Below are 25,427 nucleotides of genomic sequence, written 5' to 3'. Positions count from 1 at the left end.
GCTGTAGAAGCATCAAGGCGAAGGGGGCCGGCATGGGTGACACGGCGGTGGTGGTCGGGGGCGGCATCGGCGGGCTTGCGGCGGCCGTCGGACTGCGCCGGATCGGCTGGCGGGTACGGGTCGTGGAGCGGGCTGCGGTACCGGCGGACGCGGGTGCGGGCATCTCGCTGCACGCCAATGGGCTGCGGGCCCTGGACGCGCTCGGCGCGGGGGCGGCGGTACGGGCGGCGGCGCACCCGCAGTACACCGGGGGCACCCGCACCCCCTCGGGCCGCCGGCTGGCGCGTATGGACGGCCGAGCGCTGGAGTGGGCGCTGGGCACGCCGATCGTCGGCATCCGGCGCTCGGTCCTGCACCGGCTGCTGCGCGAACGGCTCCCGGACGACTGCCCGTACATCGCCGCGACCGTGCCCTCGCTGTACCGCTCCGACCCCGCCGAGGTGGGCGTGCCGCTCCCGGACGGCATCATGGCGGCGGACCTCGTGGTCGCGGCGGACGGGGTGCACAGCCGGATGCGCGCCCAGCTGTTCCCGGACCATCCCGGCCCCTCCTACAGCGGCTCCACCGTGCTGCGGGCCATCACACGGAGCCCGCTGGACCTGTCCAGCGACTTCGAGCTGACCTGGGGCGGGGGCGCGGAGTTCGGGCACATCGGCCTGGCGGACGGCCACGCCGAGTGGCACGCGGTGCTCAACTCGCCGCCCGGCGTACGGCATTCCGATCCGCTCGGCATGCTGCGCCGCCGTTTCGAGGGCTGGCACGAGCCGGTCCGCACCCTGCTGGCGGCCACCCGGCCCGAGGACGTCCTGCACCACGACATCCACGAACTCGCCGCTCCCCTGCCCTCGTTCGTCTCCGGCCGGGTCGTCCTGCTCGGCGACGCGGCCCACGCGATGACCCCGAACCTCGGCCAGGGCGCCTGCCAGGCCCTGGAGGACGCCGCGTCACTGGCCGCCGCGCTCGCCGAGGCACCGTCCCTCGCCCAGGCGCTGGCCCGGTACGACGCCGAACGCCGGCCCCGCGCCCAGGCGGTGGCCCGCGCCGCCCGCCGGGCGGGCCGACTGGGCCAGCAGCTGTCCGGCCCCCTGGCCGTCGGCCTGCGCAACACCGCGATGCGGCTCGTCCCGGCCAGGGCCGCCATGCGGACGATCTTGCGCCACGCCGACTGGACACCGCCGGTGATTCCGGTGGTGGATCGGGCGTCGTGACGCCGGGCGTGCCGTGCGCCACCGTTGCCGCGGGTCAGCCGGAGGCGAAGGTCTTCAGTTGTGCCGTGCTGCCGTTGAAGCGGTCGTGGTCGCCGACCGTCTTGCCGGTGGAGGTGTACTGCCACATCGTGTAGTACGCCCAGCCGGCCGGCAGCGTGCCCGCCGTCGAGGCGTAGCGGGCGATCCACAGCGGGTTGCTCGCGCTGAAACCGCTGTAGTTCCCGGTGCACTTGGTCCACCAGTTGGTGGCGGTGTAGATCACCGCGGCGCGGCCGGTACGGGTTTTGTAGCGGTTGAGGAAGTCACGGATCCAGGTGACCATCTGGCTCTTGGACTTGCCGTAGCAGTCGCCGCCGTACGGGTTCCACTCGATGTCGAGCACCCCGGGGAGCGTCCTGCCGTCCGCCGACCAGCCGCCGCCGTGGTTCACGAAGTAGTCCGCCTGGGCGGCGCCGCCGGTGGTGTCCGGGGTCGCGAAGTGGTAGGCGCCGCGCACGATGCCGACGTCGTAGGAGCCGGTGTACTGCTGGGTGAAGTAGGCGTTCTTGTACGACGTTCCTTCCGTGGCCTTGGTGTACGCCCAGCGCACCCCACTGCCGTACAGGGTCGACCAGGCGACGTTGCGCTGGTAGCTGGAGACGTCCACGCCCTCGGTCAGGCCGGTGCGGGAGTCGGAGAGCGAGTCGGCGGTGGGGCCGGGGGCGGCACCGTCGTGGGCGAGGACGCCCATGCCCATGTAGGCGCTGCCCCGCTCGGGGATCACGGCGCCGCTCTCGGGGACGGCGGCCGGGACGGACAGGGTGAGGAGGAGGCCGGTCAGCACGCCGGTGACGGTCAGGCGTGAGCGGCCGCGGGAAAGAACCATCGAGCTTCGCACGGCTTCCATCTGACCCGGCATCGGGCCGCACCGCACTCCGGGTTCCGCCCAGCGAAGGCGGCTACTCGCCGGTTTGGGCCATCCGGGTGGCCCGAAGGCCGGTCGGGGGCGCCCCTTGCGGAGCTCCCGCGACCGGCCGGGGGTCCGTCAGCCGTCGATGCGGTGCTGGGTCCAGAAGGAGGTCAGGTCCGTGCTGGTGGCGGCCTGGGCCGCGGCCTTGAACTCGGCCGTGGTGGAGACGCCGTACCAGTGCGCGGTCGCGTAGTCCTTCAGCAGCTTGGTCATGGCGGTGTCGCCGATGAGGCGCCGGAGGTCGTGCAGGGCGCACTTGCCGTAGCCGTAGACCACGGTGGAGTAGCGGGAGGAGTGGGCGTCCCAGTACGCCATCGAGTTGGTGATCTTCTCCGCGCTGGAGGCCCAGGAGACGCTGTTCCAGCAGTTGGCGCCGGTGATGCCCTGGGCGAGGTCGGTCGAGTAGTCCGCGAACGACTCGTCCAGCCAGGGGCTGTTGTACTCGTCGTCGCCGACGATGCCGTACCACCACTGATGGGCGATCTCATGGGTGAGCGCGGTGCTGCTGACCAGGTCGAGGACGAAGCCGGGGTACTCCATTCCGCCGAACCAGTAGTTGTTGTCGAGGACCGCGTCGAGCTCGCCGTACGGGTAGGCGCCGAAGCGGCCCGCGTGGGTGTCGACGGCGGACTTGGCGGTGCTGAGCATCGACTGGGCGCTGGCGGAGCTGATGCCGGACACCGAGTAGACGTTCACGGCGACACCGGCCGGTGAGGTGCCGGAGATCTTGCTGAAGGGCCCGGCGGCCCAGGCGAAGTCACGGACCTGGGAGGCGGTGGCCGTGGTGATCGTACGACCGCTCGTGCCGGGGGTGTCGGTGGAGGTGCCGGTGGCCGGGACCAGCAGGCTCGTCGGATGGTCGAGGGTGACCTTGAAGTCGGCGGCCAGGGAGTAGAAGGCCTCGCCGTTGTTCGTGTACGGGTCGAGGTGCCAGCCCGCGCCGTCCCGGATCGCGAGGACGGGCAGGGCGTTGCCGATGTTGCTGTACGCGCCGTCGTGCCCGAAGCGGTCGGCGCCGCTGGGCACGGTGATGCCGAGGTCGAAGCCGATGGTGGCGCTCTGCCCCTGGGCGAGCGGGGCGGGCAGTGTGATCTTCAGCGCGGTGCAGGCCACGGAGAGGTCGCCCGCGGTGCCGCCGGTGACGTTGGTGACCTTGATGGGCATCGCGGAGCAGGTGCCGTGGTAGTTGTCCCACAGCCGCAGATAGACCTCGTTCAGCGCGGTGGCGGAGGCGTTGGTGAAGGTCACGCTCTCGTGCCCGGTCCAGGCGGTGCCGCTGGAGTCGCTGCTGAGGTTCACCGTGTAGCCGGGTGCGGCGGGGGTGCGGGTGGTGTCGGTGGCGGGGGGCGTGCTGCCGCCGGAGGTGTCGAGGGCGATGTCGTCCAGGACGAAGCTGGTCTGGAGGCTGGAGTCCTCGGTGCCGGTGAAGGACAGGTTCACCGTCTGCCCGGCGAAGGAGGACACGTCGAAGGACTTCTGCACGAAGCCGGTGTTCTTGTCGAGGTTGGACCAGCTGCCCAGCGTGGTGCTGCCGATCTTGGCGGTCAGCTTGTCGTAGGCGGTGCTCGACGTGGTCTCGGCGGTGTCGATGTGCAGATAGAAGCTGAGGGTGGCCGCGCCGCACCCGCTCGGGATGGTGACGCTCTGGCCGAGGCTGTCGGTACGGCTCTTCCCGGTGCCGTCCAGCCAGGCGTACGAGCTGCCGCCGTGCGGGCTCTGCCCGGTGCGGTCGGTGATCACGGTCGACGGGGACGGGGTCCACGCCGGACTGCCGTTCTCGAAGCCGCCGTCGGTGACCACCTGGGCGGGTGTGCAGTCGGCGGCCGCGCGCGCGGGGGCGGGTGCGGTGTGCGCGGCGGCGGGTACGGCGGGGAGGAAGAAGGCGGCCAGTGCGGCGGCGGTGAGCGCGGCAACGCCTGCGGCCTTGTGGGGGGTCGGTCTCACACGCTACTCCTTTTGCGGCGGCCGGGGTTCCGGCCTGCTCGACGGCCGCCCGGCCGACTGGGATGCGCCGGGGCGGTCGGGTACGGGGCTTGCGCGAGCGCGGTGCTGAGGAAGCGGTCGCCGCCCCCGCTGGGGTCGGGGCGACGACTGCCGAAAGAGTGCCAGATTTGACCCGTCCATGCCAGAGCGTTCATTCCGGACGGCTCCGCCGGTTCGACGTGGGAGGGGTGGGGAAGGCGGGGCGGCGGGCGGGAATTCGGGAGCCGGACCGGAGCGGTCGGGCCGCTCGGCCGCCATCCGCACGGGCCGCCCGGCCGCCGTCCGCACGGGCCGCCCGGCCGCCGTCCGCACGGGGCGGGCGGCGGCCGGGCGGCCCGGTCGGGTCAGCGCTGGTGCACGGTCAGGAGTACCGCGCGCAGGCGGTCTCCCGAGGGCGCGGGCCAGCCCGTGGAGACATGGCCGAGGGCGGGCGTCGCCGGGACCGGGGGGTTGTCGTCCGCCGGGGTGAGGACGCGGTGCAGGCGCAGGGCCGTGCCGTGCGGGGTGGGCAGATGGGTGCCGTCCGCGTCGTCGGCCGGGGTCGGGGTGAAGCCCACGGGGGTGAAGGGCGCGCCCGTGTAGGCGTGGGTCACCTCGTGGTCCGGGAAGTCGGTGATGCTCTGCGCCATCGCCTGTGTCCGGCCCGCGACGAGCCGCAGCAGCTCGGTGACCAGCACCGGGTCGCGCATCCCGTCGTACGCCCAGCGCTTGCCCAGGACGCCGTGCTCCATGGTGCCGACGAGCGCGTGCTCGGCGCCCTCCAGCGGCGCGCCCCGGTAGCTCAGCGGCACCAGGTACGCGGTGCGCTCGGGGCTCGCGGTGTCGGTGGCGATCATGATCTCGATGCCGACCTCGCCCTCGGGGTCGTCCAGCCGGAAGCCGCCGGTCTTCTCCAGGACGGGGGTGCCGGAACCGCCGCGGTACCACGGGCGGGTGGGCAGCCACTCGGTGAGCAGTTCGACCTTGGAGGGGGTGAGGGTCGTGTGGTGGATGACGGCCATGACGGTGGTGGTCTCCCCGGTGTGAGCGTGCTGATCGGGCTCAGCCTCGCACACCGTCCGAGAACTCCAGCGCGGGACTCAACCCCGCCCAGGGATTGGGCCCTTCACCGGTCACCGGCCCGCAGACCCCGGCCCCCCGCTGCCGCGCGGTGCGCACCGCGAGCGGGACCAGGGCGGCGGGGACGCCGTACACCAGATGGCAGATCCCGTCGGGTGGCTGACGCGCCGCCCAGGACGGCCGGGTGAACGCGGAGACGTACGTCGACCAGTGTCCCTCGAACGTGACGGTGAGATCGGCGAGCCGGGCGTACCCCGGCGCCGGATGGACGCCGGGGTTGAGCACCACGCTGCCGGTGCCGAGCCGCCGCAGTTCCCGGACCAGGCGGCGGCAGTCGGGCAGGCCCTCGGCGGTCGCGGTGACCCGGTCGAGGAAGCAGCCGTCGGTCCGGTACCAGAGCCGGTGCCGGCGCACGTCCTCGGTGATCGCGGCCCGGTCCCGCGTCCCGTAGTCGGTGTCGACGTACCCGAGCAGCCGGGCGCCCGCCGTGCGCAGCGCCCGCGCCGCCGCGGTGTACGCGGGGTCGGGCGCGGCGCCGGGTCCGCTGGCGGGGTTGAGGACGACGGCGTGGGTGCGGGCGGCCGCCGTGATCAGCCGGTGCCAGGCGCCCGGGTCCTGTGCCGGGTGCACGTACAGCGGTATCAGCAGGCTCACGGCGTCGCCGCCCACAGCGCGGCGAGGGCGTCGTCCAGGCCGTGGGCCGGGCGCCAGCCGAGGGCGCGTTCGACGGCGCCGATGTCCGAGCACTGCCAGGACACCTGGGCGGAGCGCGCCGAGCCGCCGCCGTCCTCCACCAACTGCCCCTGGAATCCGGCGAGTCGGGCCAGACCGTGCACCAGTTCGCGCACCGGTACGGCCCCGCCGCCGCCGATGTTGAGCACGGGCGGCAGCGGTCCGGGCGCGGTGACGGCGAGGGCGACGGCCCGGGCCACATCGCGGACGTCCACGAAGTCACGGTAGGCCGACAGGTCCCCGAGCCGCAGCACGGCCCCGGGATCGGAGCCGGCCGCCCGCAGCAGCGCGGCCATCCGGCCGGGCAGGCTCGCCGCGGGCGCCCCGGGCCCCACCGGGTTGCCGATCCGCAGCACCACCGCGTCCAGGCCCGCCGCGGTCACCGCGAGGGTGCCGGCGAGCTTGGTGGCGCCGTACGGGGTGACGGGGCAGGCGGGCGCCGACTCGGTGACCGCCGCGCAGGGGGTGCCGGGGCCGTACTCGGCGGCGGAGCCGAGATGCACCAGGCGGGCCGCGGGGGCCGCCTCGCGCAGCGCGGCGCAGAGCACGGCGGGCCCCCGGGCGTTGACCTCCGCGAGCGTCACCGGGTCGCCGCCGGTGGCGCCCGCGCAGTTGACCACGGCGTCGGGCGCGGCCGCCGCCAGGGTCTTGGCCAGCCGCTCGGGCCGGTCGGCGGCGAGGTCGACGGCGTACTCGGCGCCGGTGCGGCCCCCCGCGAGCAGGTGCGCCCCCGGGAGGGCGCGCACCTGCTCGGTCACCCGGCGGCCCAGATATCCGGTGCCGCCCAGGACGAGAATGCGCATGCGGGACTCAGGCTCCCTTGAGCAGCAGGGACTTGCGGCTGGTGAACTCGGCGTTGGCCCGGTCGTAGTCGTCGGGGCGCCCTATGTCCAGCCAGTAGCCGTCGAACTCGTAGGCGTGCGGCGGGTTCTGGGCTCTGAGCAGGTCGAGGACGAGTTCGTCGAAGCCGAGCGGAAGGCCGGGGGTGTAGCCGTCGAGGGTGGCGCGGGAGAGGCCGTAGACGCCCATCGAGACCCGGTAGTCCATGCTGGGCTTCTCGGTGAACGCGACGACCTTGCTGGCGTCGGTGGTGAGCACACCGAAGTCGATGTGCACCTTGCGGGCATAGGTGGCGATGGTGAGCGGCGCGCCGGAGACGCGATGGCGGCGCAGTACGTCCGCGTAGTCGAGGTCGGTGAGGATGTCGCCGTTCATCACCAGGAAGTCCTCGGGCAGCCGGTCCTTCAGATTGAGCAGGGGGCCCATGGTGCCGAGCGGGCTCTCCTCGGTGGCGTAGTCGACGGCCATGCCCCACTGGGAGCCGTCGCCGACGTAGGCGCGGATGATCTCGCCGAGGTGTCCGATGGCGAGGGTGCAGCCGGTGAAGCCGGCCGCGGAGAGCTGGCGCAGCACGATCTCCAGGATGGCGTGCTGGTCGCCGATGGGCACGAGCGGTTTGGGCAGCGCGGTGGTGTAGGGCCGCAGCCGGACGCCCTTGCCTCCCGCCAGGATCACTGCGTGCATGGGGTGCCTCCTTGAGAAGACGACGTGACGTGCCGGACGGGTCAGATGTTGTAGATGCCGGTCTTGTAGCGGGCCAGGTTGGCCGGGTCGCGGAAGAACTCCACGGTCTGCGCGAGGCCTTGTTCCAGGGTGTGCACGGGCCCCCAGCCGGTGGCGGCGGTGAGCCGGGTCGCGTCCGCGACGAGCCGCATCACCTCGGAGTTCGCGGGCCGGATGCGCGCGGGGTCGGCGCGGACGTCGAGAGCGGTGTCCATGACCTTGCCGATCAGGGCGACGAGGTCGCCGACCGAGATCTCGCCGCCGGTACCGGCGTTGAAGGTGCGCCCGACGACCTGCTCGGCGGGGGCGCCGCCCACGGCGAGGAAGGCCCGCGCGGTGTCCTTGACGAACAGGAAGTCCCGGGTGGGCCGCAGATCGCCGAGGGTGATGGTCCGCTCCCCCGCCGCGACCTGTCCGATGACGGTGGGGATGACGGCGCGCATCGACTGGCGCGGTCCGAAGGTGTTGAACGGCCGCAGGGTGACCACCGGGGTGCCGAAGCTGGCGTGGTAGCTGTCGGCGAGCCGGTCTCCGCCCGCCTTCGAAGCGGCGTACGGGGACTGGGTGTTGATGGGATGGTCCTCGGTGATCGGCACGGTCCGCGCGGTGCCGTAGGTCTCGCTGGTGGAGGTGTGCACCAGCCGGGGGGTGCCGAGGGCGCGGACCGCTTCGAGCACGTTGAGGGTGCCGGTGACGTTGGTCTCCACATAGCTGTGGGGTGCCTGGTAGGAGTACGGGATCGCGATCAGGGCGGCCAAGTGGTAGGCCACGTCCGCCCCTTCGATGAGGCCGCGCACGGAGCCGGGGTCGCGGACGTCGCCGAGGACGATCTCCACCTGGTCCAGGACGTCCGGGGCGAGGGTCTCCAGCCAGCCGTAGGAGGAGAAGGAGTTGTACTGGGCCATGGCCCGCACCCGGTGCCCGGAGGCGACCAGGGCCTCGGTGAGATGGGAGCCGATGAAGCCCTCCGCGCCGGTGACGGCGGCGAGCGGTTGGGAGGTCAACTGGTTGGTCCTTCCAGTGAGTCGAGGAAGAAGAGGATCTGGTTCAGGCGTGCCGGGCCGGGCGGCCGAGCAGCCGCAGCGCGCACGCCAGCAGACACGGCACGGCGGCCGCGCAGGCGAGCGGCAGGGCGGCCGGGCCGGGTGGCAGATGCAGCGCGGTGACCGCGCCGGCCGTGCCCGCGGCGGCCAGACAGATCACGGCGGGCGGCCAGGCGGTCCCGAACGCCTGGAGGAGCAGCGCGGTCCACAGGGTGGCCGCGAGCAGCAGGAGCGGTGCCGGTGGGGCGCCCGTGAGGTACGCGGCGGGCAGCAGCGGCAGCAGATAGCCGAGCAGGCACAGGCCGAGGACACCGGCGGAGCGCAGCAGGAATCCGGCCGGGGTGGCGGTGGCGCGCAGGGCGGCGACGGACAGGCCGCGGTAGCGGTAGAGCAGCCATTCGGCGGGCCCCATGCTGAGGGTCAGCACGATCACCGCGTACGGCTCCCGGCGGCCTTCGAGCAGCACCAGCAGCCCGGCGGCAAGACCGAACAGGCCGTACGGCAGCGACCAGCGCAGCGGGGGGCGCCTGCCGCCGTCGGCGCCGGGCTCCTTGAGCAGGCCGCGCAGGGCGTGCGCGGTGACGGCGAGGGTGGAGAGCAGCGCCAGCAGGGGGAGGCCGAGGCGCGGTACGGGGCCCGGGTCCCAGCGGAGCAGGCAGGCGGCGCCCACGAGCAGCGGGCTCAGCGCGGCGAGCAGTGTCTTCTCCCGGGCCAGGACCAGCAGGACACCGGCGGCCGCGAGATAGAGCGACTGGGCGGCGACGGCGACCAGGACCGGGCCGCCGCCGGTGAGCGGCGCGGCGAGGGCGGTGGCGAGCGCGGCTCCCAGGGGTGCGCCCGCGGCCAGGGTGCGGGCGGCCTCCCGGGGGCCGGTCGCCTTGCGTAAGTGGGCGCGGTGGCCGAGCCCTTGGCCAAAGGCCCAGGAGATCAGGCCCGCGAGGATCAGCGCGGCGGCGTGCCGGCCGGGGTGCCACAGGGGCGCGGTGAGCGGGTAGGCGAGGCCCGGCAGGGCGAAGAGCAGCCCGCGCAGCAGACAGCGGAGATGGTCGGGACGCCAGGGGTCGGCGGTCGGCGCGGGCTCGGGGAAGGTGCGGGGCACCTGCTCGTAGAGGGCGGTGGCCAGCGAGAACAGGTTCGGATGGCCGTACCGGTCCTTGATCGTCTCGGCGGTGAGGCCCTCGGCCTCCAGCAGGGCGGCGACCTCGTAGGGGTGGACGGCGGGGCCGATCCGGTCGGCGAGTTCGGCGGCCAGCAGGCTGACGGCCGCCTCGTCGGTGCCGAGGGCGGGCAGCCGCAGGGACAGGGTGCGGTCGTCGGGGCGGGCGAGCCGGAGGGCGAGGGTGTCCTGTTCGGCGCCGCCCGGCTCCAGGGCCATGGGTCCGCTCATCCGGCCAGGCTCCCCGCGGCGGTCCGGCGCCCGGACTCGCGCTCCGGTGCGGCTGGGGTGAGGAACTCCCGTGTGTGATAGGGGAGTTCGAGGTATATCGAGCGGAAGGTGTCGATGGTCTGGCGGAGGGTGAACTGCTCGATCACCCGCAGCCGTGCGGCCTCCCCCATGGCCCGGCGCCGGTCGCCGTCGCGGAGCAGTTCCAGGGCGGCCGCCGCCATGCGTTCCGGGTCCCGCGGCGGTACGACGAGGCCGGTGTCGCCCACCGCCTCGCGCACCCCGCCGACATCGGTGGAGACGGTGGCCCGGCCGCAGGACATGGCCTCGATCAGGGTGAAGGGAAAGCCCTCGCTGATGCTGGAGAGCATCACCACGTTCCCGGCCGCGTAGGCGTCCTTGATGTCCTCGACGCGGCCCTCGAAGGCGACGGCGTCGCCGTGGCCCAGCTCGGCCGCCAGCGCGGCACAGCGCTCCCGGTACGCCTCGCCGCCGCGGGGCGTACCGCCGAAGAGCCGGAGCCGGGCCTCGGGTATCTCGGCCCTGACCAGGGAGAACGCGCGTATGAGCGTCTCCAGGTCCTTGATCGGGTCGACCCGGCCGGCCCAGCTCAGGGTCGGTGTCTCCGGTTCGGGTCCGGCGGGCGGGAAGGCGGCCGGGTCCACGCCGTTGTAGACGGTGCGGATGGCCTTCGGGTCGGCGCCGCCCTGTTCCTCCCAGAGCCGGTTGTAGCGGTTGCCGGGGGTGATCAGGGCGGCCCTGCGGTAGCTCTCCTCGGCGAGCAGCCGGAAGAAACCGAGGACGACGGCCTTCACCGGCCAGCGGTAGGGGGCGGTGCGGTAGCCGAGGTAGCGCTCGCGCAGATAGACGCCGTGCTCGGTGAGCAGCAGCGGGACGCCGTGCCGGTCGAGGGCGGCGAGTCCGGGCAGTACGGCCACTCCGCCGCTGACCGCGTGGGCCACGCCGTGCCGGGGCGCGGGCGCGGCGAGCGGGCGCAGGGCGTGTTCCAGCAGGGCGGTGGCGGTGACCGCGTCATGCAGGGTGGGGCGGGCCTCGCGCGCGGCGAGCCCCGGGCGGTTCCACACGGTGGCGAGCAGGGCGATGGCCCGGTCGCCGCGCAGGAACGGGCTCAGTGTCCCGTCGGCGGCGGCCCGCGCCAGCAGATAGAGCGCGGGCGGGAACTGGTCCTCGGCGCACGGGTCGAGGAGGGCGGTGAGGAAGCGTTCGTAGGCGGCGGTGAGCCGGGTGAGGGCGCGGCCCCGGGGCGCGCGGCCCTCGGGCGGCTCGCCCCACATGGGGACGGAGAGCACCTGGTGGACCTGGGCGGGCAGTTCCCAGACGACGGGTTCGCGTCCGGTGCCGGTGACGGCGATGACGTCGAAGTCCAGGTCGGGCATGCCCTGGACGAGTTGGTCGCACCAGACGCTGACACCGCCGTGGCTGTGCGGGTAGGTGCCTTCGGTGAGCAGGGTGACGTGCGCCGCGCCGGGGCGGCGCGCACCGTGGTGAACGTGCATCGATCGGGCTCCACGGCCAGAGTTGTGGGGTGGTCGTGCGGGTCCCGGCCGCGTCGGGGCGGCCGGGATCCGGGGCCCGTCCGAGGGTGTCGGACGGGCCCTTGGGTCGGTGCGCGTTCAGTGCTGCGAGGAGTGCCTGGCCTGGTGCCGCGGTGCGTACGGGACCTGCTTGGTGACGCCCTTGGGGAGCCTGGTGCGCGGGGCCGGTGCGGTGGCCGCCGGGTGGGTGTGGCCGTGGCCGCCCGGGATGGCGGCGGGCGCGGCGGCGGGCAGGGTGAAGGTGAGCGGGGTGGCGGTGGCGGCGGTCCAGCCGGACAGCTCGCCCGCGTACGCGCTGCCGAAGGCGCCGGTGCCGAGGGTGCTGCCGGTGGGCAGGGTGGCGTTGGTGTAGGTGCCGCTGGGCGCCTGGACGGTGACCGCGTTGCCGATCCGGTAAGCGGTGACCTGCCCGGCGTTCAGGGCGTCGGTCCAGGCGGCGCGGCGCTGGAGTTCGGTGCCGATGTCCTTCATCCGCAGGTTCACCAGCGGGGTGTTGGCGGCGAACAGGTCGTTGTAGCCGTCGAGCACACCGTTGAGGACCGGGTAGGCGATGCGGTCCTCGGCGAGGTTGGACTGGTGGATGAAGTGCGGCTTCGGGTCGTTGGAGAGCACATGCCCGAGGTCGATGCGGGTCTCCAGCGGCACGATGTAGTCCTGGTAGCCGGTGCTGGTGTCCAGCGGGGCGGCCAGGCAGGTGGTGGTCGCGGGGTTGTCCTCGCACAGGCCGCTGCCGCCCTGGGCGCGGCTGGTGTACAGCCAGTTGTACTCGTCGGTCTCCTCGGAGGCCTTGCCCGCGTTGTAGAAGACGTTCATCGGGTAGCGGGCGACCGTCGAGGCGGGGCCGACCTGGCGCTGGGCGGGGTCGCGGGAGGCGTCCGCGCCGAGCCACTTGACGCCGCTGTCGGTGAGCGCGGGGCCCAGGTTGGGGTTGTCGTCGGGCTGCTGCGGCAGGATCCGCATCCCGGAGTGCTCGCCGGTCACCAACTCGGTGTTGTCCAGGGGCAGTCCGTTGGTCTGGCCCCAGGCGCGGTTGTTGGCGATCTCGTCGTCGATGGTCTGCCGGCTGACCCACTGGGTGCTGCCGTCGGGGTTGGTCTCGCACTTCCACGGCACCACGGTGGTGTCCTGCTCGCAGCCGAGGAAGGCGTGTGTGTAGGTGTGGTTGATCCAGCGGAACTGGTTGCGGTCGGCGATGAACCTGTCGGCGAGCTGGTCGACGCCGTTGTTGTCCGCGCGCTGGTCGACGCTGCCGGAGCCGTTGAAGGCGAGGTCGAGGGTGAAGTTGTGGCTCTGCTCCCAGGCGGCGGCGTAGTCGACGTCCGCCGGGGTCATCCGGATCGGGCTCGGTGTGCCGGAGCTGTTGGTGCAGTCGACGTCGCCGGGCGTGCAGTTGAGCTGGGTGTCCCAGCGGTCGTCGGCCGCGAACACGTCGTCCACGTGCACGGCGAAGTAGTTGCGGGAGGAGCCGAGGTGCACCCCGCCGGTCATCCAGTCCACGATGCCGCGGGCCAGCAGCCGGAACTGCTGCTGGTACTGGTTGTAGACGAAGGTGATGACCAGCTCGCGCCGTCCGTCGTGCCGGTACTCGCCGACGAGCGAGCCCTGGGTGGTGGTGCCGGGGATGGTCGCCTGGACGTACGGGGTGAAGTCGGCGCCGGGTGCGGGCGTCGACAGATAGGCGTAACTCTCGCCCACGGTCGGCGAGTTGTCCTCGAAGGGCACGGCACCCTTGAGGTAGTCGAAGGGCCCCGCCTCACCCGCCGCGGTGACCTGGGCCTGGACGCCGTCCACGCTGCCGGAGTAGCCGCCGGTGGTCGGGACCTGGAGCCCGGCCTGGGGGCGGGCATAGGTGTAGGCGTCGACCTGCGGGATGCCGTACGTCTGCTCGTAGGCCGCGAGCGCGCTCATCTCGGCGCTGCCGGTGGCGAACGGGTTGTCGTTGGGCAGGACGACGGCCTGGTACTTGGCGCGGGCCCGGCCGTCCACGGTGTCGGCGAGGAAGCCGGCGTCGATGGTGGGCCGGCTGCCGCTGGTCAGATCGACCTCGGTGAACGGCGTTCCCTCCGAGGTGAGTTCGGCGGCGATGGCGTCGGTGGCCGGGCCGCCGTCGCTCACCACCAGGACTCTGAGGTCGATACGTGGTGTGCCGCTGTCGGCCTGGGCCGGTCCGGCCTGCAGGCCCAGTGCGGCGATGAGCGCGCCCACCGTCAGCGCGGTGGTGCGAATGGTCCGCTTCATGCGGTGAAGTTCCCCTCCCCGGACAGGGGTGAGCACGGCTCACATGGAGCGGACGCACCCCCTCGCACGACTCCGGCGTCCCCCTCAGAAGCCGGCCGTCGTGCATCCGTCGCGTCACATAGTGATGGATGTGTGTAGCTTTTGTGGTCGGGTCACGAAACCTGACGGAAAATGGCGGGTGTCCAACTGCCTTGTGACGCAACCCGATTGAGCTTTTTCCCGTCGTGCCCCGCGTCGCCCGGCGAACCATCGGGTCCACCGGGCGACGTAACCGCTCCTGCGGATGGTGCGGAAGGTCCGTCAGGAACAGAGCACGCGCGTCTCGGGCGTGTAGACGGGCCCGCCGTTGCTGCTGGTGCCGTCGCTGAACTCGGCGTAGAAGTACGAGTAGAAGCCGATGTTGCCGTTGCAGCCGGAGTCGGCGGCGACCTGGAGGGTCAGGGTGACGGTACGGCTCTGGCCGGGCGGGATGGTGGCGCCGTAGTTGGTGCCGAGGTTGGTCGGGCCGGTGCCGGAGCAGGAGGTGCTGCTGCCGTCGGCGGCGGCCAGGGTGCAGCCGGCGAAGCTGTACTTCAGGTCCGGACGCTGGGTGGTCAGCCAGGTCGGATCGATCGTCTGGTACACGAACAGGACGTCGTAGGTCTTGTTGTTGGTCAGCGTCATCGACAGCTTGACCGAACCACCGGGGGTGGTGGTGGCGCTGTCGGTGCTGAAGGTGAGGGCGGCCGGGTCCGGGTCCGCGCTGGCGATGGTGCTGAAGCCGAAGACGGCGAGGAGGGCGGCGAGGACGGCGGTGAGACCGAGGCGTCTCAGCAGAGGTGATCGCATGGCCCGGGACGCTAGAGGCGGGGCGCGCACCGCGTCTGCCCCGTCACGAGGACCCGGAACACGATCGGCCGAAAGCGGTCGTTCGGTGAAGGCTATGTGATGACGATGTGACGATCTTACGGGAGGGGCATCCCTGCACGGTACGGGCGGTGACGACGGGGGCGCGTGGGGTTACCGGAAACGTCGTCGCAAAGCCGGGGTAATGGCGAAGACCCGACCCGCGCGCACGCACGGAATCGGGTCATCCGGTTGTATGACCGCACTCTTCTCGGCCAATCGATGAATTCCGGCCGCGCCGGTCCCCGTATGGGGAGTGGCGCGGCCGGAACCGGGTCACCCCCGGGCGTGCGCCCGCTCGAACGCCGCGAACGCGGCCTCCTGGCGCCACTCCAGGCGTGCCCTGGCGCTGCCGTCGAGGAGACGGCGGCAGGCCGCGCTGTGCACGGGCTGCCCGGGGCGCTCGGCGCGGCAGGCCGCGACCGGGTGGTAGCCCTGGGCGGTGGGGTTGCCCTGCCACAGGCTCGCGCCGGGCAGGAAGGCGTACTGGAGGGAGGCGCGGGCCAGGTCCTTCAGCTCCGGGTAGCCGAGGCCGTAGGTGGCGGCGGCGTACTGGTACTCGTGACTGATGTCGATGCGCGAGACGCCGGGGTCGTCGGTGGCGAGGACGACCGGGACGCCGTAGCGGCGATACGTGGTGAAGGGATGCTCGGCGCCCTTGACGCCGAGGATCTGCGCGTTGCTGGAGAAGGGCACCTCGACGGCGATCTGCCGGGCCGCCATGGTGCGGGCGGTGCGCTGCCAGTTGTCCTCGTGGACGAGGTCGACACCGTGTCCGACACGCTGGGTGTGCGCGACGTCCACCGCCTCGGCGATATGGAACTTCAGCGCCTCCGGCTTGACCAGACCGGGCCACAACTCGCCCGCGTGCAGGGTGACATGGGCCTTCGGGTACACGGTGCGCAGATAGCCGACCATCCGCATCTGGAGGCTGTAGTTCTCCAGCGAGCTGTCCCAGTCCTCCGGCTGCACCAGGTTGACCGCGACGAAGCGGGAGTCCGCCTCGGCGAGCCGCATACCGAGGTCCAGCTGGGTGAAGACCCGCACCGGTGAACTGCCCCGGGACGCCTGGGAGATCCAGCGGACGGTGAGCCCGCAGGCGGGCCGCGCCTTGGCGGTGCCGCAGTGCTCGGTGGCGCGGAACTCCGCGTCGCCGTCGTCGGCCTCCTTGCGGGCGTCCGCGACCAGCTTGTCCAGCTTGCCGCCCGCGGCCAGCTTGCGGTGCAGGGCGGTCAGATCGGCGTCCCAGCCCACCTGGTCGGCGAGCTGCTTGGCGCCGTCGGAGGCGGGGGTGACCATCGTCTCCAGATACGACTGGTTGTTGGCGACGACGGTGTCGGCGACCTGCGCGAGCAGCTTGCCCCGGTGCCGCCAGGTGACCTCGCCGAACTTGCCGAAGGTGTCGAAGAAGTGGTCGTGCCCGTTCTCGTCGGGCGGGAAGTCCTGCATGGACCAGGCGCGCACGATCGCGTCATGGAAGGCGCGGTCGGTGCGGGCGTCGGCGGCGGGGCGGGTGCCGGGGCCGCAGGGCGGGGCGACGGCGGTCATCGTCGCGTCGATGCACAGGCCGTCCTCGGCGGCCAGCTCGATGAGGTAGTCCGTGCTCACCGCTCCGGAGAGGTGGTTGTGCAGGTCCCCGCCCTTGGGGAGCTGCCGGAAGAAGGCCCGCAGGGCCGCGGGCCGGTCCTTGACCGAGCGGAGGTAGGCATCGGTCCGCGCCTCGGCGGCCGTGGCCTGCCGGGGCGGCGGCGCGGCGGGCCGGGCCGCGGCACGCGCGGGCTGCGCGGCGGCGGGCAGGGCGGACAGCAGGGACAGGACACTGAGGGTGCCGAGCACGGCCGGAACGACCCGGCGCGGTACGGCACTTCGGGTGTGCAGACTCACAGCTGCATGATCAGCGAAGGAGGGCGGCGACGGGGGCGCGACCGGCGCATACCGGCCGGAGAGCACCCGTGCGGGTGACGTGTCCGTCTCCCTGTCCGGAAAGGACGGTGCGCGCGAGGCCGGGGACCACCGGGGTGGCATGCGGGGCGCGGGGCCGGGTAGTCGCGCCCCTGACGTCGTACATCGGCGAGACACCAGGAGGCCGACCCCATGCTGATGGCACACCCCGCCGTGCTGAAGGACCTCATCACCCAGTACGAGACCCTCGCGCTGCTCGGCGCCGAGGAAAGCACCCCGAGGGCGCGGCAGCGGCTCGCGGACATCTCGTACACGCTGTGCGTGGCCACCGGGACGCGGGATGTCGACATGGCCCTGATCGCCGCGCGCCACCGGCTGTCCGGGGCCCGGCCGGAGGACGACTCGCTGCTCCGGGAGCCCGCGCCGGCCGTCGCCGCGTCCGGCGCCTGAGGCCGGGAACGCCGAACCGCCCATCGCCACCGGCACCGGCGGCTCCCCGCCGCGCTCCTCCCGAACTCATGGGTTCCCGCTTCTGGTCGGCGGGACCTACCGGACGGTATACAGACCCAGTCAATCGCGTGAGGGCAGCTCCACGGCGCCGCCGTCCGCGCCGTGTACCGGTCCCAGGGGGGAACGATGACGAACGACAGGCGTCCGGCGGACGGGGCGAGAGCCCGGCGGCGGGCCGCGGTGCTGGCGGCGGCGGTGGGCGGCTGCGCCCTGGTCGCCGCCGCCACCACGCCGGCCGCCGCGCGTCCGGCGAGCCACGGATACGGCCACGGCCACCGCCCCGACTACGTGGCGCTCGGCGACTCCTACACCTCGGGACCGGGCATACCCACCCAGGTGGACGCCGATTGCGCCCGCTCCGACCAGAATTACCCGTCGCTGGTGGCGCGGCGGGCGAGGGCGGCCACGTTCACCGACGTCAGCTGCTCGGGCGCGACGACCGTGCAGATGTGGCAGGCCCAGGGCACCAACCGGCCCCAGCTGGACGCCGTTTCACGGAACACGGACCTGGTGACGCTCCAAATAGGCGGCAATGACGTCGGGTTCGGCACCATCATCGCCACCTGCGCCCGGCTCGGTGTCCAGGACCCCACGGGCAATCCCTGCGAGCGCTCCTACGAGGCGTCCGGGCAGGACGCGCTGGCGCTCGCGGTGCGGCAGACCGCGCCGAAGGTCACCGAGGTGCTGCGGGCCGTGCACGCGCGGGCGCCGCACGCCCGGGTCGTGGTCGTCGGCTACCCCGATCTGCTGCCCGACGACGGGGTGGGGTGCTTCCCGCAGGTCCCCTTCGCCCAGGGCGACTTCGCCTATCTGCGGGACACCGAGAAGCGGCTGAACCTGATGCTGCGCACGGTGGCCGGGCACAACCGCGCCGAGTACGTGGACACCTACGGTCCGACCGTGGGCCACGACATGTGCAAGGCGCCCGCGGACCGCTGGATCGAGCCGCTCCAGCCGGCCGCGCCCGCGGCCCCCGCGCACCCCAACGCCAGGGGCGAGGAGGCCATGGCGGGAGCGGTCCTGCACCGGCTCACGGGGAACCGCGGGCACCACTGAGCACGAACGGCGGCCGCCACGCATCGGTGTGGCGACCGCCGTGCCCGACGCCGGCAGGTCGTCGCTCAGCCGCCCAGCGCGCTCTGCACCACCGCCCGTGCCTCCTCCTGCACCCGGGCCAGATGGTCCGGGCCGTGGAAGGACTCGGCGTAGATCTTGTAGACGTCCTCGGTGCCCGAGGGACGGGCCGCGAACCAGGCGTTGTCGGTGCTGACCTTGATGCCGCCGATGGCCGCGCCGTTGCCGGGCGCCTCGGTGAGCACGGCGGTGACCGGCTCCCCGGCGAGGGTGTCCGCGCTGACCTGGGCGGGCGACAACTTGCCGAGCAGGGCCTTCTGTTCGCGGGTGGCGGGGGCGTCGATGCGGGCGTAGGCGGGCTCGCCGAAGCGTGCGGTCAGACCCGCGTAGTGCTCGGACGGGGTCCGGTCCGTGACGGCGGTGATCTCGGAGGCGAGCAGGGCGAGGATGATGCCGTCCTTGTCGGTGGTCCACACCGAGCCGTCCCGGCGCAGGAAGGAGGCGCCGGCCGACTCCTCGCCGCCGAAGCCGAGTTCCCCGCCGATCAGCCCGTCCACGAACCACTTGAAGCCGACGGGCACCTCGACCAGGCGGCGGCCGAGGTCGGCGGCGACCCGGTCGATCATGGTGGAGGACACCAGGGTCTTGCCGACGCCCGCCCGGGCGGACCAGTTCTCGCGGTGCCGGAAGAGGTAGTCGATGGCGACCGCGAGGTAGTGGTTGGGGTTCATCAGGCCCGCGTCCGGGGTGACGATGCCGTGCCGGTCGGCGTCGGCGTCGTTGCCGGTGGCGATGCGGTACCGGTCGCGCTGCTCGATCAGCGAGGCCATCGCATAGGGCGAGGAGCAGTCCATGCGGATCTGGCCGTCCCAGTCCAGCGTCATGAACCGCCAGGTGGGATCGGAGCCCGGGTTGACCACCGTGAGGTCGATGCGGTGCTGCTCGGCGATCCGGCCCCAGTAGGCGACGGAGGCCCCGCCGAGCGGGTCGGCGCCGATGCGCACCCCGGCCGCGCGGATCGCGTCGAGGTCTAGGACGCCGGGCAGGTCGTCGACGTAGGTGCCGAGGAAGTCGTAGCGGCCGGTGGTGTCCGCGGCGAGCGCGCGGGCGTACGGCAGCCGTCGTACGTCCTTCAGGCCGCCGGTGATGATCTCGTTGGCGCGGTCCTGGATCCAGGAGGTGGCGTCCGAGGCGGCCGGGCCGCCGCTCGGCGGGTTGTACTTGAAGCCGCCGTCGGCGGGCGGGTTGTGCGAGGGGGTCACGACCACGCCGTCGGCCAGGCCCGTGGTGCGGCCCCGGTTGTGCGTGAGGATGGCGTGCGAGACGGCGGGGGTGGGCGTGTAGCCGTCCGCGCTGTCGATGAGCACGGTCACGCCGGCTGCGGCGAACACCTCCAGCGCGGTGACCTTCGCGGGCTCCGACAGGGCGTGGGTGTCGGCGCCCAGGAACAGCGGGCCGTCGATGCCCTGCCCGGCGCGGTACTCGCAGATGGCCTGGCTGGTGGCGGCGATGTGGTCCTCGTTGAAGGCGCTCGCCAGGGACGAGCCCCGGTGTCCCGAGGTGCCGAACGCCACCCGCTGGGCCGGGTCGGCCGGGTCCGGGTGCAGCGCGTAGTACGCCGTGACCAGCCTCGCCACATCGACAAGATCCTCGGGACCGGCCGGCCGGCCGGCTCGCTCGTGCGCCATGAGTGCGTTCCTCCGCATCGGTTTTGGTCACTCGCCGACGCCCATCTTTCCTCGTCAGGAGCATGACGCGCGAGTACGCCCCACCTTATGATCCGCTGATCTCCGCACCGTCCGGCCGGCGCCGCATGCGCTGCCCGCGGGGTCCTGGGTCACGACGCTCTGCCTGTGGGGGACGGTCCTGACGACGGCGGTGTTCCTGGTCTGGTTCGCCCGCTGCCGTCGGACCGCCGACCTGCTCTCCCCCGGCGTGGTGCGGGGGTCCGCCGCCTGGGGTGTCCTCGCCTGGCTGATACCGGTGGTCTGCCTCTGGGCGCCCCGGCCCCTGGTGCAGGACGTGCTGCGCGCGAGCACTCCCCGGGCCGGTGACGCCGCCCCCGCGCGGTCGGACACGCTGGTGGACGTCTGGTGGGGAGCCTGGGTGGGGCACGCCCTGTTCGCCGTGGTGTGCAACGGGTACGGCGCGCCCGGGTCGCCGGCCCTGACCGTGGCGGCGGACGTCCTCTACGGCGCGGCGGCCGTCCTGGCGGTCGCCGTGATCCAGCGGATCACGGCGCGGCAGGCCGCCGGGATCGCCGCGGGGGCCGTGGCGCCGGCGCGGGCGGTGGCGCCCACGCCCGCCGGTCCCCCGCAGCTCCCGCAGCTCTCGTAGCTCCCGCAGCCCTCGGAGCTCCCGCAGCCCTCGTAGCCGTCGTAGTCCCGCGGCCCGCGTAGCCCTCGTAGCCGCGGGCGGCCGTCAGCCGATGTGGTAACTGTCCCCGTACACCTTCCAGTCGAGCGGTGTCTTCAGGTCGAGGTTGCCCTTGCGCAGGAAGACCCGCTGTTCGGTGTCGACGCGGGTGGTGTCGCTGTGCGCCTCCTCCTGCTTCATGGCCCAGACCCGGGCGTCGAGGAAGGCGTTGAGGTACGCCGTCTCGTCGCCGCCCCGCGCCGGGGGCTCGGCGGTGCGCAGGGCGCGCTTGCGGATGTTGCGGAAGCTGGTGGAGTCGTCGCCGTCGCCGTGCATGACGATGGCGTCGTAGTAGCAGAACTGGCCGAGGGCACGCAGTCCGTCGGTCCTGCCCTGGGCGACGGCGGGGTCGAAGTAGACGCGGTCGCGCTCGTCGTCCTGGCACTTCTGGAACGCCGTGTCCTGCGCGGCCCTGCGCCAGTCCTTGGGGAAGTCCGGGTCGAGCCCGGAGTGCGAGTCGCTGCCGTTGACCTTGCGCAGCGCGGGCAGGTACGTGGCGAGGACGTTGCCCGACTTGCGGTCGGCGTACAGCTGGACGAGGTCGAGCATGTCGCCGGTGCCGGAGCAGAAGCCGATGATGCCGGCGGTGTAGCCACGGCCGTCGCCGATGTCCTCGATGTACTTGTACTGGGCCTTCCAGTCGAGCGAGGAGTTCTCCGCGCTCGACACCAGCTTCATCGCGATCTCCTTCTTCGCGGGATCGTCGAGGCCGGTCGCGGCGGCGGTGCCGGCCCCCGCCGCGACGGCGCGCGGGACACCGAGCGCGGCACCGGCGGCCACGGCGCCGAGCGCGGCGACGAGGGTACGGCGGGAAAGGCGGGCGGAGGCTGCTGAATCGCGGTGTTCGTGCACCACTGGGGGCTCCAAGTAGGTGTGGGGGGTGGTGAGTCGGGCCAGTACGAAGGTGCTGCGAGTACTGGTAGGAAAGTTTCCTATCAGAGCCGGAAGGGGCCGGTAACCCGGTCCGCGCGAAGTTCGTAGGATCGGACAGCCCCCGATCGGAAAATCGGACAGACCCCACTCAGAAACGGGACCGCTCAATCCCATCCGGCTGCGCAATTGGACTTATGGATCACCTCGGCGCAGGGTGGACAGACCCCCTCGTACCTCTGGGGGCGACCCGTACCGCACCACCCGGAGAACACCCGATGACCCACGTCGCGGACCCCGCTCGCTACGACGGCACCATGCGCTACCGGCGCACCGGCCGCTCAGGCCTCGACCTGCCGGTTCTTTCCCTTGGCTACTGGCACAACTTCGGCGACGACCGCGCCTTCGAGACCCAGCGCGAGATCGCCCTGCGCGCCTTCGACCTGGGGATCACCCACCACGACCTGGCCAACAACTACGGCCCGCCGTACGGCTCGGCGGAGGCCAACTTCGGCCGGCTGATGCGCCGGGACCTCGCGCCGTACCGCGACGAGATGGTGATCTCCACCAAGGCGGGCTGGGACATGTGGCCGGGCCCCTACGGGCAGGGCGGCGGATCCCGTAAGTACCTGCTGGCCTCGCTGGACCAGTCGCTGCGCCGGATGGGCGTGGACTACGTGGACATCTTCTACTCCCACCGGCTGGACGCGAGCACGCCGCTGGAGGAGACGATGGGCGCCCTCGACACGGCCGTCCGCCAGGGCAAGGCGCTCTACGTCGGCATCTCGTCATACGACGCCGAGCGCACCCGGCAGGCCGCGGCGATCCTGCGGGACCTGGGCACCCCGCTGCTGATCCACCAGCCGTCGTACAACATGTTCAACCGCTGGATCGAGACCGAGGGCCTGCTGGACGTGGCCCAGGAGGAGGGCTTCGGCGTCATCGGCTTCACGGCGCTCGCCCAGGGCCTGCTGACCGGCCGCTACCTGGACGGCGTGCCGGGTGACTCGCGGGCCGCGCGCGGCGACTCCTTCGACCGCTCCTGGCTGACCGAGGACGTGCTGCGCCGGCTGCGCGCCCTGAACGGCATCGCCGCCCGGCGCGGCCAGACCCTGGCCCAGCTGGCGCTCGCCTGGGCGCTGCGCGACCGGCGGGTGACGTCCCTGGTCATCGGCGCCTCCCGCACCGAGCAGCTGGAGCAGAACGTGGCCGCGCTGGACCACCTCGACTTCACCGACGGGGAACTGGCCGAGATCGACACGTACGCCACCGACGGCGGCGTCGACCTGTGGCGCGAGGCCCGGCTGGGAAATCTCGGTTAATCCCGACGGATGTGACGTACATCACAGAAATGAGGGATAAATAAGACTTAATCTGGCAACTCGGACATCCTTACGACTCCCTCACACCGCAAGGAGCCGCTCGCCGCATGGTGCACGCAGCCCGTCCCAGCCACGTCCCCCCGCCCCACCCGGATCTGAGCCGCGCCCGCGACTGCGAACGCTGCCTCGGCTGGGGAACCGTCGTCAGCCCGGGCGGCGAGCACGAGCTGTGCCCCAGTTGCCAGCGGGCCCCCGGTACCGCCGGGGGCCCCGTCCTCTGACCGCCCGTACCGTGGAGGCATGGCCGCCCCTCCGCTTCCGGGACCACTGGCCCATCTGGCGCCGCTGCTCGGCCACTACGGCTACTGGGCCGTTGGGGCCGTGATCCTCGTGGAGGACTTCGGCATCCCGGCACCCGGCGAGACGATCCTGCTCGCCGCCGGGGTGTACGCGGGCGCGGGTGAGCTGGACATCGTGAAGGTGGCCCTCATCGCGTTCGCCGCGGCCGTCGTCGGGGACAACATCGGCTATCTGATCGGCCACTTCGGCGGGCGCGCCTTCGTGCACCGCTGGGGGAAGTACGTCTTCCTGACCCCGAAGCGGTTCGCGGCCGCCGAGGACTTCTTCGCCCGCCACGGCGGTGTGATCGTGACCGTGGCCCGGTTCATCGAGGGCCTGCGTCAGGCCAACGGCATCGTCGCGGGCACCTCGGGCATGCACTGGCGCCGCTTCCTCGCCTTCAACGCCCTCGGCGCCGCCCTCTGGGTGGGTCTGTGGACCACCCTGGCCTATCTGGCGGGCAGCCATATCGACACGGTCTACGCGGACATCAAGCGCTACGAGCTCTACTTCCTGCTTGCCCTCGCGGTCCTGGTCCTCGCGCTCGTGGCCCGTCATGTCCTGCGACGGCGCCACGAGCGCGCCGGGTCCGAGGGACCCGGCTGACCCGGGGTCCGGGGCTCAGGAGGGGCGCGCCGCCCCGCTCGGCTTCGGCTCCGGGTGCCCGGTGCCGGTCGTCGGCGCCTCGTCGGCGCGTTCATGGCCGCCGCGCAGCGCGGAGGCCACCGCGGAGACCAGGGCCATGCCGGCGGCCACGCTGAAGACGATGGTCAGGCCGTGGTGGAAGGGCCCGGAGACCAGCTCGGGGAAGAACGTGTGGCCGGTCAGGGTGGCGCGCTGGGCGGCGGTCAGCTGGTCCAGGGTGCCGCCCGCGAGCAGATGGCCGATGGGGTTGTTGCCGAGGAACGTGGCGAACAGGGTGCTCACCGGCGGCAGCGAGGCCACCTGGTGCGCGGTCGCGGCGGGCACACCGTGCGCCGCCAGGCCGCTGCTCAGCGTCTTCGGCAGGGTCGCGGCGAGGCCGGAGACCATCAGCGAGAAGAACACGCCGATGGACAGGGCCGTGCCCGAGTTCTGGAAGGTGGAGCGCATCCCGGAGGCCACGCCCCGGTACTTCGCCGGCACGCTGCCCATGATCGAGGAGGTGTTGGGCGAGGAGAACATGCCCTGGCCCAGCCCGTTGAGCAGCAGCAGCGCGGCGAACGGGCCGTAGTCGAAGTCCACCGGCAGGGCCAGCAGCCCGAGGAAGGACCCGGCGACCACCAGCAGCCCGGCGGTGGAGAAGATCCGGGCGCCGAACCGGTCGGAGAGATAGCCGGAGACCGGACCGGCGAGCAGGAAGCCGAGGGTCAGCGGCAGCATGAAGATGCCCGCCCACAAGGGGGTGTCCTCGAAGTCGTAACCGTGCAGCGGCAGCCAGATGCCCTGCAGCCAGATGATCAGCATGAACTGGAGCCCGCCGCGGGCGATCGCGGTCAGCAGGGCGGCGAGGTTGCCCGCCGCGAAGGCCCGCACCTTGAACAGCGAGAGACGGAACATCGGCTCGGCGACCTTGTTCTCCACCACGCAGAAGACGAGCAGCAGGAACACGCCGCCGATCAGCCCGGTGAGGACGAGCGGGTTGGTCCAGCCGGTCGGGTGGCCGCCGTAGGGCTGGATGCCGTAGGTGATGCCCGCGAGCAGGATGCCGGCGCCCGAGGCGAAGGTGAGGTTGCCGAGCCAGTCGACCCGGCCGCGCCCGCCGGCCGCGGTCTCGCGCAGGCTCAGATACGACCAGATGGTGCCGGTGATACTGATCGGGACGCTCACCCAGAACACCGCCCGCCAGTCCACGGCGGCCAGCAGACCACCGGCGAGCAGGCCGAGGAACTGCCCGGCGAGCGCGGTGATCTGGTTGATGCCGAGCGCCATGCCGCGCTGCCGGGAGGGAAAGGCGTCGGTGAGGATCGCGGCCGAGTTGGCGGTGAGCATGGAGCCGCCGAACGCCTGCACGATGCGCCACAGGATCAGCCACAGCGCGCCCGCCCCGGCCCGCAGCGGATCCAGGGAGAGGGCGACGGAGGCGATGGCGAAGACCAGGAAGCCCAGGTTGTAGATGCGCACCCGGCCGAACATGTCGCCGAGCCGGCCGAGGACCACCACCAGGACGGCCGAGACCAGCAGATAGCCGAGGATCATCCACAGCAGATAGCCGATGTTGCCCGCGGCGAGCGGGTCCAGGCCGATGCCGCGGAAGATGGCCGGCAGCGAGATGATCACGATGGAGGCGTCCATCGTGGCGATCAGGACGCCGAGCGTGGTGTTGGACAGGGCGACCCACTTGTAGCCGGGGCCGGGCGGTGTGGCCCGCTGCCGGGCCGAGCGGGCGAGGATCCGGGCGCGTATGCCGCCCTCG

The 25,427-nt window shown here is 72.5% G+C and carries 22 protein-coding genes; 7 read left to right on the top strand and 15 right to left on the bottom strand.

Translation table 11 applies throughout. The features are described 5' to 3' along the window. The first annotated feature begins 32 nt into the window (after positions 1-32). Positions 33-1,208, top strand: coding sequence for an FAD-dependent monooxygenase (locus AB0N90_RS02870; RefSeq protein WP_365192493.1), 1,176 nt, complete (start codon positions 33-35; stop codon positions 1,206-1,208). 34 nt (positions 1,209-1,242) lie between these two features. Here AB0N90_RS02870 and AB0N90_RS02865 read toward each other — a convergent pair whose 3' ends face one another. The 12 genes from AB0N90_RS02865 to AB0N90_RS02810 form a co-directional block, all read right to left on the bottom strand. Beyond that, positions 1,243-2,073, bottom strand: a complete 831-nt coding sequence (locus AB0N90_RS02865; RefSeq protein WP_361679916.1) for a lysozyme — start codon at positions 2,071-2,073, stop codon at positions 1,243-1,245. A gap of 159 nt (positions 2,074-2,232) precedes the next feature. Beyond that, positions 2,233-4,101 (bottom strand): M1 family aminopeptidase, encoded by a 1,869-nt coding sequence (locus AB0N90_RS02860; protein WP_361679880.1) that lies wholly within the window; start codon positions 4,099-4,101, stop codon positions 2,233-2,235. Positions 4,102-4,484: 383 nt separating this feature from the next. Then, positions 4,485-5,141, bottom strand: coding sequence for a 1,4-alpha-glucan branching protein (locus AB0N90_RS02855; RefSeq protein WP_361683133.1), 657 nt, complete (start codon positions 5,139-5,141; stop codon positions 4,485-4,487). Positions 5,142-5,181: 40 nt separating this feature from the next. Continuing rightward, positions 5,182-5,853: a spherulation-specific family 4 protein gene (locus AB0N90_RS02850; RefSeq protein WP_365192490.1), complete on the bottom strand. Its 672-nt coding sequence runs from the start codon at positions 5,851-5,853 to the stop codon at positions 5,182-5,184. Further along, the gene (locus tag AB0N90_RS02845) at positions 5,850-6,734 is read right to left on the bottom strand and encodes an NAD-dependent epimerase/dehydratase family protein (protein ID WP_361683114.1); all 885 of its coding nucleotides are present in this window, start codon (positions 6,732-6,734) and stop codon (positions 5,850-5,852) included. The genes AB0N90_RS02850 and AB0N90_RS02845 overlap by 4 nt, the downstream gene beginning before the upstream one ends. A 7-nt stretch (positions 6,735-6,741) precedes the next feature. Further along, on the bottom strand, positions 6,742-7,455 hold the full coding sequence (locus AB0N90_RS02840) for a nucleotidyltransferase family protein (protein WP_365192488.1): 714 nt from the start codon (positions 7,453-7,455) through the stop codon (positions 6,742-6,744). A 41-nt stretch (positions 7,456-7,496) separates the two neighbouring features. Beyond that, positions 7,497-8,498: a GDP-mannose 4,6-dehydratase gene (locus AB0N90_RS02835; RefSeq protein ID WP_365192486.1), complete on the bottom strand. Its 1,002-nt coding sequence runs from the start codon at positions 8,496-8,498 to the stop codon at positions 7,497-7,499. Between the two features lie 43 nt (positions 8,499-8,541). Then, the gene (locus AB0N90_RS02830) at positions 8,542-9,924 is read right to left on the bottom strand and encodes a hypothetical protein (protein WP_365192484.1); all 1,383 of its coding nucleotides are present in this window, start codon (positions 9,922-9,924) and stop codon (positions 8,542-8,544) included. Then, the gene (pelF, locus tag AB0N90_RS02825) at positions 9,921-11,438 is read right to left on the bottom strand and encodes a GT4 family glycosyltransferase PelF (RefSeq protein WP_365192482.1); all 1,518 of its coding nucleotides are present in this window, start codon (positions 11,436-11,438) and stop codon (positions 9,921-9,923) included. The genes AB0N90_RS02830 and pelF overlap by 4 nt, the downstream gene beginning before the upstream one ends. A 117-nt stretch (positions 11,439-11,555) precedes the next feature. Next, positions 11,556-13,715 (bottom strand): hypothetical protein, encoded by a 2,160-nt coding sequence (locus tag AB0N90_RS02820; RefSeq protein WP_365192480.1) that lies wholly within the window; start codon positions 13,713-13,715, stop codon positions 11,556-11,558. A 300-nt stretch (positions 13,716-14,015) separates the two neighbouring features. Continuing rightward, positions 14,016-14,543, bottom strand: a complete 528-nt coding sequence (locus tag AB0N90_RS02815; RefSeq protein WP_361683103.1) for a hypothetical protein — start codon at positions 14,541-14,543, stop codon at positions 14,016-14,018. Positions 14,544-14,876: 333 nt separating this feature from the next. Continuing rightward, positions 14,877-16,484, bottom strand: coding sequence for an adenosine deaminase (locus AB0N90_RS02810; protein ID WP_136099752.1), 1,608 nt, complete (start codon positions 16,482-16,484; stop codon positions 14,877-14,879). A 210-nt stretch (positions 16,485-16,694) separates the two neighbouring features. Here AB0N90_RS02810 and AB0N90_RS02805 point away from each other — a divergent pair, with 210 nt between their 5' ends. Both AB0N90_RS02805 and AB0N90_RS02800 read left to right on the top strand, forming a co-directional pair. After that, positions 16,695-16,952: a DUF5133 domain-containing protein gene (locus AB0N90_RS02805; protein WP_365192477.1), complete on the top strand. Its 258-nt coding sequence runs from the start codon at positions 16,695-16,697 to the stop codon at positions 16,950-16,952. 186 nt (positions 16,953-17,138) lie between these two features. Beyond that, complete coding sequence (locus tag AB0N90_RS02800; RefSeq protein WP_365192475.1) at positions 17,139-18,068, top strand: SGNH/GDSL hydrolase family protein; 930 nt, start codon at positions 17,139-17,141, stop codon at positions 18,066-18,068. Positions 18,069-18,133: 65 nt separating this feature from the next. Here AB0N90_RS02800 and pgm read toward each other — a convergent pair whose 3' ends face one another. Continuing rightward, a complete protein-coding gene (pgm, locus tag AB0N90_RS02795; RefSeq protein ID WP_365192473.1) occupies positions 18,134-19,774 on the bottom strand; it encodes a phosphoglucomutase (alpha-D-glucose-1,6-bisphosphate-dependent) in 1,641 nt (546 codons plus the stop codon). 130 nt (positions 19,775-19,904) lie between these two features. Between pgm and AB0N90_RS02790 the strand changes: the two genes are divergently transcribed. Then, complete coding sequence (locus tag AB0N90_RS02790) at positions 19,905-20,423, top strand: DUF4328 domain-containing protein (protein ID WP_365192801.1); 519 nt, start codon at positions 19,905-19,907, stop codon at positions 20,421-20,423. 84 nt (positions 20,424-20,507) lie between these two features. Here the strand turns inward: AB0N90_RS02790 and AB0N90_RS02785 are convergent, their stop codons facing one another. Further along, entirely contained in the window at positions 20,508-21,356 is an 849-nt protein-coding gene (locus AB0N90_RS02785) for a chitosanase (protein WP_361683091.1), read from the bottom strand. Between the two features lie 293 nt (positions 21,357-21,649). On the opposite strand from AB0N90_RS02785, the gene mgrA reads away from it, so the two are divergent. From mgrA to AB0N90_RS02770, 3 genes are all read left to right on the top strand, one after another. Next, positions 21,650-22,693: an L-glyceraldehyde 3-phosphate reductase gene (gene mgrA / locus AB0N90_RS02780; protein WP_365192471.1), complete on the top strand. Its 1,044-nt coding sequence runs from the start codon at positions 21,650-21,652 to the stop codon at positions 22,691-22,693. A gap of 107 nt (positions 22,694-22,800) precedes the next feature. Beyond that, positions 22,801-22,974 (top strand): hypothetical protein, encoded by a 174-nt coding sequence (locus AB0N90_RS02775; RefSeq protein WP_361683087.1) that lies wholly within the window; start codon positions 22,801-22,803, stop codon positions 22,972-22,974. Between the two features lie 19 nt (positions 22,975-22,993). Then, entirely contained in the window at positions 22,994-23,638 is a 645-nt protein-coding gene (locus AB0N90_RS02770; RefSeq protein ID WP_365192469.1) for a DedA family protein, read from the top strand. Positions 23,639-23,653: 15 nt separating this feature from the next. Here AB0N90_RS02770 and AB0N90_RS02765 read toward each other — a convergent pair whose 3' ends face one another. Continuing rightward, a complete protein-coding gene (locus AB0N90_RS02765) occupies positions 23,654-25,405 on the bottom strand; it encodes an MFS transporter (protein WP_365192800.1) in 1,752 nt (583 codons plus the stop codon). Positions 25,406-25,427: the final 22 nt, after the last annotated feature.

Source organism: Streptomyces sp. NPDC093018, assembly GCF_040684035.1.
Classification (GTDB): Bacteria; Actinomycetota; Actinomycetes; order Streptomycetales; family Streptomycetaceae; genus Streptomyces; species Streptomyces murinus.
Note: the sequence above shows the minus strand (reverse complement) of the source record. Positions and strands in the feature narration are given on the sequence as shown.